Below are 14,570 nucleotides of genomic sequence, written 5' to 3'. Positions count from 1 at the left end.
GCAAACAGGCACGGGTAATCTTCAGATCGACTGCGAGAGGCAGGCTTTCTGCCCGCACCGTCTGAAGAAGAGTGGTTGAATTTTCCCTATATGAAAGCGGATAGGAAAACGACGCTTAAGGACGTGGCGCGGGAGGCGAATGTTTCGCTGAGTACGGCTTCGCACGCCATCAACGGCACCGCACCCTTGACCACGCAGGTTCGCGACCGGGTGCTGGAGGCGGCCCGGGCGCTCGGTTATCTCGAGAACCGCAGACAGAAGGCGACGATCGCCACCCTGCGCGTGGTGCTTCTGGCCATGACCAATGATGCCGCACCGCAGAGCGATCTCAACATGGTCAGCTGGACCATGCTGAACGGTTTCCGGCGTGAATGCGAGCGGCGCGGCATTCGCATCGTTCCCTATGTCAGCGCAACGAGCCGGCTCGACCCGGTTGCGGTGGCGGCGGCGGCGGATGCTGAAAAGGTCGACGGTATCGTCATCCTGAACGATGACAGGCCGCAACTGGTCGAGGCGCTGTCTGCGCGTGCGCGGCCGGTGGTGCTGATCAATGGCGAGGACCCGGCCATGATCGTCGATACGGTAACGGCCGAGAACCGTTTTGGTGCGCGGCTCGGCATCGAACATCTGCTGTCTCTCGGGCATCGCAATATTCTTCACATCACCTGGAAGGGCCGCACGACGATCCGCCGCCGTTACGATGGCTATAGCGACGCGTATCTAGCGGCAGGTCTCGCTGTTCCCGCCGATATGGTCATCGAGGTGGAGAGCTATGAGCCTGAATGGGGCGAGGCTGCCATCCGTCGTCTGCTGGCCCAAGACAAGCCGCTCAGAAACGCCACCGCGATTTTCTGCGCCGCCGACAATCTGGCGCTCGGCTGTCTGAAGGCCCTGACGGAGGCAGGAATCCGGGTGCCGGACGATGTTTCGGTGCTGGGGTTTGACGATATCATGCCGGCGGCCTTCAGTGCGCCGCCGCTCAGCACCATCCAGTTGCCCGCCGACCGGTTGGGCGGTGCGGCGCTTTCGCTGCTGGAGCAGCGCCTTATGGCGGCCGATCCGACACGTCCAGCGCACCGGCTGGAACTCGGTTGTCGGCTGGTGTTGAGGGGCAGCATTGCGCCGCCCCCCAAATGATTTGTCGTTTTATTTCATGCCCGTGCCCGCAATGCCTGTCGTGATGTAGCGCTGCAGGAACAGGAATACGACGGTGACGGGTGCGAGGCTGAGGAAGGTCATGGCCAGAATATAGTGCCATTGCACCGAGAACTCCCCCTGGAAGGCGTTCAGCCCCACCTGCAGCGTGAAGTTTTCACGGCTGCTGAGAACGATCAGCGGCCAGAGGAAGTCGTTCCAGCGCCAGAGCACCGAGAAGATGGCGAGGACCGCAAGCGCCGGGGCCGTCAGCGGCAGGATGATGCGCCAGAATATGCGGAATTCGCTTGCCGCATCGACGCGAGCCGCCTCGATCAGTTCGTCGGGAATGGTCAGCATATATTGCCTGAGCAGGAACACGCCGGTCGGCGTCGCGACCGTCGGGATGATGACGCCCCAGAGATTGTCGACGAGGCCGACGCCGACGATCACGAGATAGGCCGGCACCATGACGACGGTGAGCGGGATCATGAGCGTCGAGATGATCAGCACGAAGATCGCCTTCTCACCGCGGAAACGGTATTTCGACAGCGCAAAGGCGGCCATGGCGTTGACGATCAGCGTCAGGACGGTTGCGACGAAGGTGACGAAGACCGAGTTCTTGAGGAAGGTCAAAAAGCTGAACCGGGTGAGCGGATCGGTAAAGTTCTCCGTCGCAACAGTCAGTTTCTGGACGGGCGCTATTTCGCGGGTATCGACGCTGACGGGCGGGCCGGGATTGGCAGGGTCGACCATCTGGGCTTTCAGGCCGATGCGGCGGATCATGGCCATTTCCCGCTCCATACCGTCGATGGGGGCTTTCCACAGGCTGAGAGGTTTGTCGTAACCCTGGACTTCCACCTGCACGGCGGCGCGCGGCAGAAGGCTCGGCGGAAACCGGGTGATTTCGGCTTCCGGTTTCAGCGATGACATGGCGGCCCAGACGACCGGGATGAGGACGGCAAGCGTGCCGCCGATGAGCCAGACCCAAGAGAGGATATCGGTGAGGCCGATCCGGCCGGGGCGGCGGGTGCGTGTGAGGAAAGAGACGGCGTTGGACATGGTCAGGACTCCATCTTTTTGCCGAGGCGCAACTGCACGAGGGTGAGTGCAAGAAGCACAAGGCCCATCAGAACCGATGCGGCGGATGCCAGGCCGAAGAGCCTCAGATCGCTGCCGAAGGCCATCTGGTAGATATATTGCACCACGAATGTATTGGCCGTGCCCGGTCCGCCGCCATTGGTCAGAACCCATGCTTCATCAAAGATCTGCACGGAGCGGATCATCAAGAGGATGAGCACGACGAGCAGGTTGGGGCCGAGAAGCGGGAGGGTGATGCGCAGGAGGGTGCGCCGGGGTGAGGCGGCGTCGATGGCGGCGGCTTCATAGAGGTCCTTCGGGATGGCCTGAAGGCCGGCGAGCAGGATCAGCGTATAAAAGCCCATGTGGAACCAGACCGAGACCACAACGACGAAGAACCGCGACCAGCCGACATCGAGCAGGAAGATTTCCGGCGGCACGCCCAGCATCTGGAAGAAGGCGTTGAGGAGGCCGTTGCGGTCCAGAAACCATTTCCAGATGAGGCCGATGACGACGGGCGACAGCAGGACCGGGTAAAAGAACATGGCGCGAAAGAAACCGCGCGCGGCAATCGCCCTGTTGAGGATGAGCGCGGTGATGAGCGCGACCAGCAACGTGGCGATGACGTTGAAGCCGACGAACCACAGCGTGTTCCAGATTGCCGTCCAGAACAGCGATTCCCGGCAGCTGCCGGGGTCCATATAGCTCTGGCAATCCAGCAGCTTGCCGAAATTCTCCAAACCGACGAAGGGGCGGTCGGTGATCAAAAGTTCAGTGCCGCCGGTGAAAGCGTAACCGACGGCAATGGCAATCGGCAGGAAGGTGAAGATGCCGAAAAGAACGAGGTTCGGCATCAGGAAGATATAGGGCATGCGCCTTTTGCCGATCAGCCGCTCGATGAAATTGAGCGGCACTTCGGCAATCGCCATCACGGCATCGAGCGCGCGGTCGGACAGTCTCGCAAGCTTCGGATTGGCCATGCTAACCTCTCCCTTCGCTCGCGATGCGCGGAAGTGCCAGTTCGGTGGCCGGATCGAAGACGTGCACCTTTTCCTGCGCTGGCATGATCTTCAGCACCGAGCCGGAAGCGGGGGCGAAATGGCCTGCCTGGTGCACGATGATCTGTTCTTTCTCGCCCTTGATATTGCCGTAGAGATACGTTTCGGTGCCGAGGCTTTCATGATACTGAACCTCGAACGGCAGGCCGGTATCCGCGATGGTGAAATGCGAGGGGCGGATGCCCGCAAGAACCGCCTGCCCTGGACTGACGGCCGCCGGATCGACAAGGCAGGGCAGGGACACGCCGTAACCGGCATCGATGGCGATGCCGCCGTCTTCGCCCTTGGTGATGGTGCCCTTCAGCATGTTCATGCGCGGCGAGCCGAGGAAACCGGCGACGAAGAGATTGCGCGGATTGTCGAAAAGCTCAAGCGGGCTGCCCACCTGCTCGATGCGCCCGGCGCGCAGCACCACGATCTTGTCGGCCATGGTCATGGCTTCCACCTGATCGTGGGTGACATAGATCATCGTTGTCTTGATATCGCGGTGCAGCCGCGTGATTTCGGCGCGTGTCTGCACGCGCAGCGCCGCATCGAGGTTGGAAAGAGGTTCGTCGAACAGGAAGATGTCAGGCTCGCGCACGATAGCGCGGCCGATGGCGACGCGCTGGCGCTGGCCGCCGGAAAGCTGTTTCGGCTTGCGGTCGAGATAGGGCTCGATGGCGAGCATACGCGCCGCCTCGTTAATGCGGCTTTCGATCTCCGCCCGCTTGAAACGCAGGTTCTCCAGCCCGAATGCAAGGTTCTTGCGCACGCTCATATGTGGATAAAGCGCATAGGACTGGAAGACCATGGCGATCTTGCGCTCGGCCGGCGACAGCGCGCTGACATCGCGATTTCCGATGGCGATGCTGCCCGACGTCACGTCTTCCAAACCGGCGATGATGCGCAGCAGCGTCGATTTTCCGCAGCCCGAGGGTCCGACGAAAACGACGAATTCGCCGTTTTCGATCTGAAGATCGATATCATGCAGTACATGAACGGCGCCGAACGCCTTGTTGAGGTTTTCGAGTTGCAGACTTCCCATCATATGCTCCCTTCAACCGAGCTCGCCGTCGCGACGATCTCCTGACCGTTCCATCCCTCGGGCAAGGGCATCGCTCTCTTGATGGCGACATCATCAGCCGAAAAGTCGTGAACGCCTTCCAGATAGATCGCGGGCATGCCGCCCGGATAATCCTCCATGCCGACAATCCGGCCCTCAGCATCCTGCGTCCAGGCATTGGCGCGACCGGCCGCATCGGCGCTTGGCGCTATATCGGCATTGGTGGGGCGCAGATCGTATTGCAGGCCGGTGCCGAGCATGCCTGGCTGCTGCGCAAGTGTGATGCGCTCGAGCCTGACATTGTGAATGCCGGCCGCCGAGGTGGAGACAAGATTGATTGCTCCTTCCATCGAACCGCTTAAGTCTTCCACGATCAGATTGTCGACTCTGCCAGCCTGACGCTCCGGGCGGCGGTCGACAACGGTGACGGTGACCGCTTCGCCAGAACCCCAGAAACCGCCCGGCGTTTCATGGCACTCGGCCTCGATCCTTGAAAAGCGGATGTTCCGCATCGTGCCGCCATCACGGGAGAAAAGACCCATGCCGCGGTTTGACTGCACGACCTTGCAATCCTCGAACACCACATCGGTAAAATCGCCGAAGGATTCCGTGCCGAGCTTCAGTGCGCAGCTCATGCTGGAAACGGTGCAGCGGCGAACGGTAATATCGGCGCACATGCCCACTGCCTTGCCATCCGGCCCGGCGCTGGTCTTCAGGCAGATGCCGTCATCGGCGGTCGAGATGAAGCAATCCTCGATCAGCGCGCGCCGGCAGGCGTCAAGCACGATGCCGTCCGTATTGGGCAGCCGGCGGTCGTTTTCGATGCGCAGATTGCGGAAATGAAGGTCTTCGCAATCGACCATATGCAGCGTCCACATGGGGGAGCCACTAACGTTCAGGTTTTCAAGACGGACGTTGCGGCAGCTTTCAAGCACCATGACGCGCGGGCGCTTTTTCGCCGGGATATAGGTGCCCATGGCCTTGTCGTCGCCGATGATGAAGTTTTCACCGCCGGCCTCGATGCGGCCGTGACCGGTGACGGCGATGTCATGGGCGCCGTTCGCGATGATCATGCCGCGATCGGAGTCTTCGGCAATCACCGAAACCCGGGTCAGGCCATAGGCGTCGTAATCGGAAACGGGGGTAAGCACCGCATCTTCGGCAAGGTGCAGTTCTACGCCACTTTTGAGATGGAGGCCGGCGCTGACGTGACGCCCGGCCGAGAGAGACACGCGCCCGCCGCCTGCGGCTGACGCGGTGTCGATAGCCTGCTGGATGGCTGCCGTGGCATCGAGGCCACTGGCCGCAACTGTGATGTCCTGACTGATGTTCATGATGCTCACGATGCCTTTGGCCTTTTCAGAAAAACGTCGATAAGAAGCAGCATGGTCAGTGCCTGCCCATAGGGCGTGGGCAGGTTGGGAATGCGGCGGTAGAAATCGAGATCATGGCCCATCGGCGTGCCGTCGGAGACGCCGTGAACGACGCCTTCGTCATCGATATTGCCGAGCACGGCTTTCAGCGCACGTTCCGCATGGGGACGGTTCTCTTCACCGAGAATGCCGGCCTCGATGCCGCGCAAAATGCCATAGGCGATGCCGGCCGTCGCCGATGTCTCGACCGGTGAGGTCGGGTCATCGAGCAACGTATGGAACATGCCGTCTTCGCGCTGATATTTTCTTAGCGACCGCACCTGGCTTGCCAGCACATTGGCGAGGAAACGTTTGTCTTTCCCCGCAAGCGTCGGCACCAGTTCGAAGAGTTCGGGAATGGCGACAGTGATCCATGAATTGCCGCGCGCCCAGAAGGCGTCCGCGAAATTATGGCGCCCGTTGAAGGTCCAGCCGTGATACCAGAGCCCGGTGACGGGGTCGGAGAGATACCGCGCATGGATCATGAACTGGTAGACGGCTTCATCAATCCAGTCCTGACGTTTGCAGACGATCCCGGCGCGGGCGAGAAACAGACAGGCCATGAACAGCGTGTCGTCCCAGAGCTCCCCGTCATTCAGCCGTTCCTTCACGACATGCTGGAAGCCGCCATCTTCGGTTTTTGGCAATTGATGCACCAGCCAGTCGGCCCAGTCCTCCACCAGCGCCCGGAAATCCGGCCGGTCGACATGTTCGGTCAGAATGACGAGCGGCAGCATCGGCGCGGAACTGTTGATCTGGCGCGGCGGCAGGCCACGGTCGATCTGCCAGCCATACCATGTCACGAGGTCGTCCAGTGCCTTCCGGTCGTTGGCGGCGAGCGCCCGCCGCAGGAAGCCGTAAAGACCGACACCCACTTCCCAGTCCCATTCATCGAACTGGATCTTGCCGTCGGAACTGCCGCTGACCAGACCTTCCTGAATGCCTTTGAGGCGGCTGAAGGCGGCGGCGACATTGTCGATGGTCGTCCTGAGAGTGTCTTTTTCCATGCTTGGCTGGTTCATTTGTCAATTCCGCTTAGGAGTAGAAGGGTTTTGCAGCGCTGCCCGAAGCTGGGTCGGCACTGTTGAAGGTGATTTTCGGTTGTGGCTGGTCATGGTCGAACGCCATGGCCTGTCCGCCGATGGTGAATGCGCCGTCCCAGTTGAGAGTGAGTTCCGGTCCGCCGGGTGGCGTGACTGAGAGCAGCCTGCTTTCGGCATCGAAGGTGATCTTCGTGGCGAGAATTTTCTCGCGGAAACGGGCGAAAGCTTGCGTTTCGCCGCAGCCGATGACACCGACCCAGCCGGCGCGGCGGCCGGGTGATCTGATCTCGCGGTTGGCGGTGGCGCCAGAGGTGACGGGTTCAAGGCCGTTCGTGGCGTAAAGGGCGGCAAAGCCGCGGCCGGAACGGGTGATGAGCCAGTTGCCTTCCACAAGCACCTCCTCCAGCCCGTCGCGGCCGAGATAGGCGTGGGTCCAGTCGTTGCGGTGATCCTCAGTGTCGAAGATCAGCATCGCCAGATCGCGATGTTGCGCCACGCGCGGCAGGATGCCGCTTCCCGCCCAATAGGAGGGGCGCTGGCTGCCCCACGGATCGTCCTCACCGGGATGATTGACCCACAGCCGCGCCATGGGGTGGCCGGAAAGCTTGATGTCCATGACGTGCTGCTGGTGACCCTTGCGGCCGGTCTTGTGATCGACAACGGTGGAAAGCTGGGCGGCCTCGTTCTTGAACAGTACGAGCTTGCCGGGCTCCAGCCCCTGCGCATAACGCGCTTCGACAGCACGGCCGCTTTCCAGCTGGGAGAGGGCGGCAAGATGCGCCGGCGGCAGGTAGTTGCCGCAGCAGAACATCGGTAGCGAGGCGACGCCATTGTTAAGCCAGCCCTGACCGAAGGCGACCTGCGCAAACGGCGCCAGTTCCGTCAGCGGCCCGGCGCGCAGCTCCTTGTCATAAGCCCGCCCTTGCGAACCGGAGGGAACGCCGCCAAGCGTGTGCAGCGCGATCATTTCGAAAATGAGATCGATCTGATAGCGCGCGCGGGCGGCAAGCTCCGGTCCTGCCCAATGTTCGATGGCGAGAAGGCCGATGAAATCTACCGGATAATAGGCAGCGGAGTTCCATTCGGCCAGCCCATGGGCCTCGACGCTGTCGAACCAGCGCTCCAGCCGGTCGGCCGCCAGCGCCGCCTGTTCTTTGCCGGTGCGGCCCGACGCGGCGAAGACGGCATCCGGCAGATATTCGCCGGCCAGCAACTGGCTGGTGTGGAAGCACAGAACATGGTTCTCGCTCCAGAACCACATGACGTCATTGCCCGGTTCGTCCACCCAGTAGCGATAGCCGAGGATCGAGGCATCGATCCGCGCCCGCATCTCTGCCGGCAGGCGATCACCATAGGCGCGCACCAGCCACAGAAGCGGGATCATGACGAAATCGGAGCAGTCTTCCCGCCGATCAATGGAATGCAGCGTCGCATCGACGATGCCGCCGATCTTCTCGATGTCATCGCTGCCGGTGGCGACCATCGCCAGCGCGCGGCCGATGCGCCAGGCGCCGAAGCGGGCGCTGAAGGAAAGCGCTGCCTTTTTTCGCTCGATGATATCGGCCTTGGATGCTTCCGGCGCGATATCATGCATGAAAGCGGCGTCGATGACGCGCGTTACCGTTCCCGTTTCCGAACCCATGGTGATTTTGACACCGTGATACCCATCCGAAATGCCTGTCGTTTCGGGGATCGTCAGCGAGGATTGCCCCGCCTTCAGCACCATATTCACCTCCGCAAGCGTGGCGCGCTCATGGCCATGGCTTTTGACGGCGATATGCACCGGCAGATCGTGCGAAGGCGGCGCCCCGAAGACCAGTTCGAGGGCCGAGCCGGAAAACACGTCCCGCGCCGGGTGAACATCGCGCACCAGCGCAGCAAGGCGCTTCGTCTCCTCGCGGTCGAGCGGCACGGGCAGCACGACGGTCAGCGGCACGGCGTCGACGACCTCAAGCTCGAAGAACCAGATGATGTCGCGCTCCGCCAGATCCTCGCAGAGCAGCAGCACCTCGTTATCGCCGGCCGAAAGATCGAGCGTGATGTCACGGCAGCTTTCGACATTGCGGATGAAGGGTTCGAAACGGACCTGCTCGACGCCGCCGACCCAGATGCGGACGCCACCGCATGTGCGCAGCCGAAAATGCGCCTGTCTTGCAGCTTCGCTGCGGAATGTGCCCTTCAGCCAGCGCTGCACGTGGGTGGGAACATGCCAGAAGCCGGTGAATTCGACGCGGCGGTTGGAGCCCGGCAGGTTGAGGTGCGAAACCGCAAAGCCATTCTCGGGTGCGATATCGCGGTCGATCATGGTCTGCTGGAAGGCCTTGCGGCAGGGCAGGTCGCCCACATCCACGAAACCGTTGATGAAGCGATAGTTCACGCGGTCTTCGGCGGGGGCCGCGGTCCCGGGAAAAGACGTCTCTATCAGATCGGAGACGATCCATGCGGTCACCGTTTCGCCGTTTGCAACGGTATATGTCGGCTGCGACGCGTTCGCCGCAAATGGCCCATCCGTCATAATGGATCGCCTCCCGTCGATCTTTATGAAATTATTTTCACAAACCTGTTTTCGCTCTTTCGCTTCGATTTGTGCGATTTCGCCAAAACAAACAGCTTGACGTTTATTCTGTCAAGCCGCAAAACATTATAAATCGAATTAAGAAGAGGAGCTTCCGTTCGATTTATGAAAATATTTTCATTGGGAGGATGAGCATGATGAAATTGTTTTCGGGCGTCAGCGCCCTCGTAGTGGCCTCAGTCGCCGGTCTTGCGACGGCCCAAGCCGAGACCCGAACGATTACTTTCCTTTTTACGGATGACGACCAGGGGTACGTGCAGCGCATGGCCGATCTCAGCAAGGAGTTCGAGGCTGCCAATCCAGGTGTGAAGATCAATTTCGTGTCTTCGGGTTATGATGCGGTTTCCAAGCAGCTGCCGGTGCAGCTTGCGGTCGGCGAAGGTCCTGATATCGCCAAGATCACCGATTGGCAGCTTGCACCCTATTATCTCGACATGCGCCCTTACATGAAGGATGCGGATGCATTCGCCAAGCTGCACGGTTCGAGCCTCGATCAACTTCGTCTGCCGAATGTCAACGATCCGCAGTCGATCAATGGTTATATGGCGTCGCAGACGCTGAACTTGCCCTTCGTCAACAAGACGCTGTTCGAGCAGGCGGGCGAACCCTTGCCGGGCCCGACCGCCAAATTCAGCGAGATCGTCGAGGCTTCCGCCCGGGTCGCCAAGGCGACCGGCGTGCAGATCCCCTTCACCATGGATCGGTCCGGCCACCGTTTTTCTGGCGGCGCCTTTTCTTACGGTTCGACCTATGTGAAGGACGGCAAGTTCAGCTTCCCGGATGAGGCGGCCAGGAAATACATCGCCGATATCTATTCTTGGACGCAGAATGGCAGCTTCCCCAAGGAAATGTGGGGTGCGGCTGGCGGTTCGCAGTACAAGAACATGGGCGACGAATTCGTCAACGGCAATGTCGTGACCTATCTGGCCGGTAACTGGATGGTCAATCCGTTCCAGAACAAGATCGGCGACAATTTCGAATGGACGGCGATCAATGCGCCCTGCGGCGATGCCGGATGCTACGCCATGCCCGGCGGCACCGCCATTGTCGGCTTCAAGCGCACCAAATATCCGGAAGATGTGGCGCACTTCATCGAATTTCTCGGCTCCGAAAAGGTGCAGCGGGAAATCGCCGAGAACTACGTCATCCTGACTGGCGCAGAGATCGTCGATCCGCAATACAAGCTGAAGAGCGAAGACGCCAAGGCGGCGATGAGGGTGTTCCTCGACAACAAGAAGAACGTGCCGCAGGCGGCCCGCGATTTCGAACGCGTCAAGGGCGGCAGCGCCATGTATCAGCAGATCGTGCAGCGCATGAGCCAGCTCATCGTCGGCGAATTGACGCTCGACCAGACCTACAAGGTTCTGGAAGACGACGTCGCAAAGATCAACGAGGCGGTTGCGGTCAAGAAATAAGAGCGTCGCTTCGAGATAAAAAGTCGATCTGCCCGGAGCGAGCTTCGGGCAGATCGCGCCGCCATCTGCCGGCCGTTCTCTTACATGCGATCTATGTTGATCAGCATATCGAAAAAAAACTGCAATATGCCCGGCTTAAAGCTGACGGCGCGGTGCGCCGAACCTTTGCGCGCGCCTGCTTTCGTCACGCGTCAAATCACAGGATCCTCCGTCATGGCCAAACTGAAGATGTCGTCCATTCCCTCCGCACGCTCGGCCCTGCTTGCCTCCGTTGCATTGCTGGTACTCGTTTCGAGCGCCGAAGCATACGATAGCAATGCACTGGCAGGTCAGGGTTATACCATCGCGGTGCCTGAGCCGGTCGCCCCCTATCCGCTGCCGCTTGCCGACAATTACCGCAACCAGACCGGCAAGAATGAGAAGGGTGAGGCGGTTCGCGCCTATGACGACCGGGACAATCCGATCATCGAAATCCTCTCCGGTTTCAACCGCATCTGGACGCTTGGCGATGAAAAATGGGCGGATGGCGGTGCCAATGGCGATGGCCCGGCGGATTTCAGCCATGTGCAGATCGTCGATCCCGCTATCTGGCAGGAAAACATGCGTTACGTGCTGTCCGTCACCGGCGAGAACCGCACGCGCGCCGCCGCTTTCGAAGCCTATATGAACGACCGGCGTTCGCAGGGGTACAGCGTCATCGACGGCATGGGGCCGCTTGCCGCCTGGTATCGGGAAGGGGCGGGCGCAACGACGACGATCAATCATACGCGGGCGGATTTCGATCCGAACGAGGTCATCGCTCTCAAGGAAGACGACAAGGGCACCGAGGCGGGTGCTGCCGATAGCGAACTGAAGGATTTCGTCGCCTTCATGAAGGTGATCCGCGGCCCGGAGGGCACGACCTCGCCGGCAAAATATTTCTATTCCTCGCCACGGCCCTGGCGCATGAACGACAAAGGCGAGGTGATCGAGACCGGCAAGGAAACGATTGGTGACCGCAGCTTTGAAGGCTATGAAAGCGATCGTGGCGTCATCGTGCCGGCGCTGAAATACGTGCGTGAAACCCGCGGTCGCGGCAAGGATGGCGGTTTTCCGAGCGGGCACACCAATGCCGCCTATCTGGCCGCCATCGCTTACGCCTATGCGGTGCCGGAGCGCTTTTCCGAATTGCTGACGGCGGCCTCCGAACTCGGCGAGAGCCGCATCGTCGCCGGCATGCATTCGCCGCTCGACGTGATCGGCGGCCGCATCACCGCAACCGCCATGGCCGCCGCCATGTTGCAGGACCCGAAAAATGCCGAGGTGAAGAAAGCCGCGCATGCGGCCTTGCACGCCTATTTCACTAAGCGCCTGCCGCAGGGTCAGTCGCTCATCGATTTCGCCCATGGCGCAAAGCCGGATGTCGACCAATTTGGCGATGCGGCGAAGAACGGGGCGGATTATCGCCGGCGCATGACCTATTCCTTCAGCCGCGACAAGGCCGCAGGCGATGCGCCGATGGTGGTGCCGAAGGGGGCGGAGGTCCTGCTGGAGACACGTCTGCCCTATCTCGATGCCGCCCAGCGCCGCGCCGTGCTGTTTTCCACCGGCATTGAGGCGGGTTATCCGCTGCTGGATGACAGCAATGGCTGGGGCCGTATCAATCTTGTGGCCGCTGCCGGTGGCTACGGCGCGTTTGACGGCGATGTCGAGGTGACGATGGATGCTGCCGCCGGCGGGTTCAATGCGGCGGACACATGGGCGAACGATATTGCCGGGGCAGGGCGTCTCGTCAAATCCGGCAGTGGAGCGCTGACGCTTGGCGGCCATAACAGCTATGGCGGCGGCACGATCGTCCGGGAGGGAACGCTGGTGGCGTCCTCCGCCAATGCGCTGGGAGCCGGCGGCGTGCTGGTGAGCGGCGGCAGGCTTTCGCTCGGGGGAGAGAAGCAGGTCGTCATCGGCGGTGACTATCACCAGTCTGGCGGCACGCTGGCGATCGACCCACAGAAGACTAAGCTTCGGATCAAGGGCAATGCGGTGCTGGATGGCGCAACGCTGAAGCTCGTTTTCGATGACGGCGCGCCAGTCACGGGCACGCGGCTTGACGTGATCTCCGCCAACGGTCTGACCGGGACATTCGCCACGATAGATGCGGGCAATGTGAAGGTGCGGCCGGTTTATACCGGCTCGGCACTGTCGGTGGTGGTCGAATAAGCCTACGCAAAATATGGTTGGGCGCGGCATGCGCAGCCGCGCCGCTCGCTCTTGACTTTAGGTGCCGTAGGCTAATTGGCCTCCCTACAGGAAATAGCAAACCCGGAGCGGCTGCAGAGCGGTTCCAAATTGCGGACGGATCGCCCGAACGCGAAGCTATCAAGCTTTGGCCGGGGTCACCCCTACCTCTGCAATCGGGGATGAGGAGACCTCGTGCCAGATTTCGGCATCGATCTTCCCGGAGAGTTCCGGATACTTATGTGGATCAAAGACCGGGTTCTTGGACTGTTTCTGTTCGAAGTAGTCGCGTGTCAATTTGACGACCAGTGGCGACAGAAGACAAATCGCGACGAGGTTGATGGATGCCATCAGGCCCATCGATGCGTCGGCAGCGTCAAAGACCGTGATGGCACTTTCGTAAGACCCCCAGAGTACCATCAACAGCAGGCCGATACGCGCTGACGTCAAACCGATCTTGTTGTCCAATCCAAGATAGACCAGAGCATTCTCGGCATAGGAATAGTTGCCGAGCACCGAAGTCCAGGCGAAGAAGAAGATCGCGATCGCAATGAAGTAATGCCCTGCACCGCCGATATGGGCAGTCAAGGCAGCCTGGGTTAGTGGCGTACCGGTCAACTCGCCGCCCGGCACAAGCACCCCGGACAACACGATCATCAGCCCTGTTGCGGTGCAGATCAATAGCGTATCGATGAAGACGCCAAGCGCCTGCACCATGCCTTGCGAGGAGGGGTGATGTGGATTGGGTGTGGCAGCTGCGGCAATGTTCGGCGCCGAGCCCATGCCGGCCTCGTTTGAGAAGAGGCCACGCTTGACGCCGTTCAGCATTGCGCCGGCAATGCCGCCAACTGCCTGTTCGAAGCCGAACGCGCTCTTAATGATAAGCATGAATGCCGCGGGCACATCCGCGATGTTGACGATCAGAACGTACAAAGCAACGCCGAGATAGGCGACCGCCATGAAGGGGACTACATATTCTGCGCAACGTGCGATCTGCTTGATCCCGCCAAAAATGACCACACCGGAAATGATGGCAATCACGACACCAACGGCAAGCTTGGGTACCCCAAATGCGCCATTCATCGCCTCGGCGATCGAATTTGCCTGCACCGCGTTGAACACGAGGCCAAAAACCAGGAGCAGGCATACCGCGAAGATTGTCGCTGCCCAGGGGGCGTTCAGGCCGCGAGCGATATAAAATGCTGGGCCGCCGCGATACTCGCCGCTTTGCCCGCGAACCTTGAACAATTGCGCCAGCGTGCTTTCGGCGTAGGCTGTTGCCATGCCCAGTGCTGCCACCAACCACATCCAGAAAAGAGCGCCTGGCCCGCCCAGCGTCATTGCAACCGCAACGCCCGCCAGATTACCTGTGCCGACCCGCGAGGCGAGGCTGGTGCAAAGCGCCTGGAACGGCGTGATGCCAGCTGAATCCGTCTCAGGCGCACGCATGACGACGCGGATAAACTCCGGAAAATGACGTATCTGCAGGAAGCCCAGGCGAAATGTGAAGAACACGCCTACAGCCAGCAATCCGTAGATGAGAACATAGCCCCAAAAAAACGTATTGAGAAATCCTATGATCGACGTCATGCCA

The 14,570-nt window shown here is 60.6% G+C and carries 10 protein-coding genes; 3 read left to right on the top strand and 7 right to left on the bottom strand.

Annotated elements, in window-relative coordinates; all coding sequences use genetic code 11:
* Window positions 1-90: 90 nt before the first annotated feature.
* The gene (locus BS627_RS15050) at window positions 91-1,137 is read left to right on the top strand and encodes a LacI family DNA-binding transcriptional regulator (protein WP_193600486.1); all 1,047 of its coding nucleotides are present in this window, start codon (window positions 91-93) and stop codon (window positions 1,135-1,137) included.
* A 9-nt stretch (window positions 1,138-1,146) separates the two neighbouring features.
* Here BS627_RS15050 and BS627_RS15045 read toward each other — a convergent pair whose 3' ends face one another.
* The 6 genes from BS627_RS15045 to BS627_RS15020 are packed head-to-tail and all read right to left on the bottom strand — an operon-like array spanning window position 1,147 to window position 9,287.
* On the bottom strand, window positions 1,147-2,196 hold the full coding sequence (locus BS627_RS15045) for a carbohydrate ABC transporter permease (protein WP_089153258.1): 1,050 nt from the start codon (window positions 2,194-2,196) through the stop codon (window positions 1,147-1,149).
* A gap of 2 nt (window positions 2,197-2,198) precedes the next feature.
* Complete coding sequence (locus BS627_RS15040) at window positions 2,199-3,194, bottom strand: carbohydrate ABC transporter permease (RefSeq protein WP_004433473.1); 996 nt, start codon at window positions 3,192-3,194, stop codon at window positions 2,199-2,201.
* A gap of 1 nt (window position 3,195) precedes the next feature.
* The gene (locus BS627_RS15035; protein ID WP_077984131.1) at window positions 3,196-4,299 is read right to left on the bottom strand and encodes an ABC transporter ATP-binding protein; all 1,104 of its coding nucleotides are present in this window, start codon (window positions 4,297-4,299) and stop codon (window positions 3,196-3,198) included.
* Complete coding sequence (gene pglB, locus BS627_RS15030; protein ID WP_165691264.1) at window positions 4,299-5,651, bottom strand: polygalacturonase PglB; 1,353 nt, start codon at window positions 5,649-5,651, stop codon at window positions 4,299-4,301. Before pglB ends, BS627_RS15035 begins: the two co-directional genes overlap by 1 nt.
* Window positions 5,652-5,656: 5 nt before the next feature.
* On the bottom strand, window positions 5,657-6,751 hold the full coding sequence (gene bglB, locus BS627_RS15025; protein ID WP_077983993.1) for a beta-galactosidase BglB: 1,095 nt from the start codon (window positions 6,749-6,751) through the stop codon (window positions 5,657-5,659).
* Between the two features lie 13 nt (window positions 6,752-6,764).
* A complete protein-coding gene (locus BS627_RS15020; RefSeq protein WP_077983992.1) occupies window positions 6,765-9,287 on the bottom strand; it encodes a hypothetical protein in 2,523 nt (840 codons plus the stop codon).
* Between the two features lie 194 nt (window positions 9,288-9,481).
* Between BS627_RS15020 and BS627_RS15015 the strand changes: the two genes are divergently transcribed.
* Window positions 9,482-10,762: an ABC transporter substrate-binding protein gene (locus BS627_RS15015; RefSeq protein ID WP_077984130.1), complete on the top strand. Its 1,281-nt coding sequence runs from the start codon at window positions 9,482-9,484 to the stop codon at window positions 10,760-10,762.
* 213 nt (window positions 10,763-10,975) lie between these two features.
* Window positions 10,976-12,958, top strand: coding sequence for a phosphatase PAP2 family protein (locus BS627_RS15010; RefSeq protein WP_077983991.1), 1,983 nt, complete (start codon window positions 10,976-10,978; stop codon window positions 12,956-12,958).
* Window positions 12,959-13,117: 159 nt separating this feature from the next.
* On the opposite strand, the gene BS627_RS15005 is transcribed toward BS627_RS15010, so the two are convergent.
* Entirely contained in the window at window positions 13,118-14,566 is a 1,449-nt protein-coding gene (locus BS627_RS15005) for an alanine/glycine:cation symporter family protein (protein ID WP_077983990.1), read from the bottom strand.
* Window positions 14,567-14,570 lie beyond the last annotated feature (4 nt).

The organism is Agrobacterium salinitolerans (assembly GCF_002008225.1).
Lineage (GTDB): Bacteria > Pseudomonadota > Alphaproteobacteria > Rhizobiales > Rhizobiaceae > Agrobacterium > Agrobacterium salinitolerans.
The sequence above is the reverse complement of the archived record's forward strand: the minus strand, read 5'-3'. Positions and strand labels throughout refer to the sequence as shown.

Bases quoted from the DNA above. Each gene is read 5' to 3' on its own strand.
- BS627_RS15050 (WP_193600486.1), top strand. From the start codon at position 91: ATGAAAGCGGATAGGAAAACGACGCTTAAGGACGTGGCGCGGGAGGCG.
- BS627_RS15045 (WP_089153258.1), bottom strand. From the start codon at position 2,196: ATGTCCAACGCCGTCTCTTTCCTCACACGCACCCGCCGCCCCGGCCGG.
- BS627_RS15040 (WP_004433473.1), bottom strand. From the start codon at position 3,194: ATGGCCAATCCGAAGCTTGCGAGACTGTCCGACCGCGCGCTCGATGCC.
- BS627_RS15035 (WP_077984131.1), bottom strand. From the start codon at position 4,299: ATGGGAAGTCTGCAACTCGAAAACCTCAACAAGGCGTTCGGCGCCGTT.
- pglB (WP_165691264.1), bottom strand. From the start codon at position 5,651: ATGAACATCAGTCAGGACATCACAGTTGCGGCCAGTGGCCTCGATGCC.
- bglB (WP_077983993.1), bottom strand. From the start codon at position 6,751: ATGAACCAGCCAAGCATGGAAAAAGACACTCTCAGGACGACCATCGAC.
- BS627_RS15020 (WP_077983992.1), bottom strand. From the start codon at position 9,287: ATGACGGATGGGCCATTTGCGGCGAACGCGTCGCAGCCGACATATACC.
- BS627_RS15015 (WP_077984130.1), top strand. From the start codon at position 9,482: ATGATGAAATTGTTTTCGGGCGTCAGCGCCCTCGTAGTGGCCTCAGTC.
- BS627_RS15010 (WP_077983991.1), top strand. From the start codon at position 10,976: ATGGCCAAACTGAAGATGTCGTCCATTCCCTCCGCACGCTCGGCCCTG.
- BS627_RS15005 (WP_077983990.1), bottom strand. From the start codon at position 14,566: ATGACGTCGATCATAGGATTTCTCAATACGTTTTTTTGGGGCTATGTT.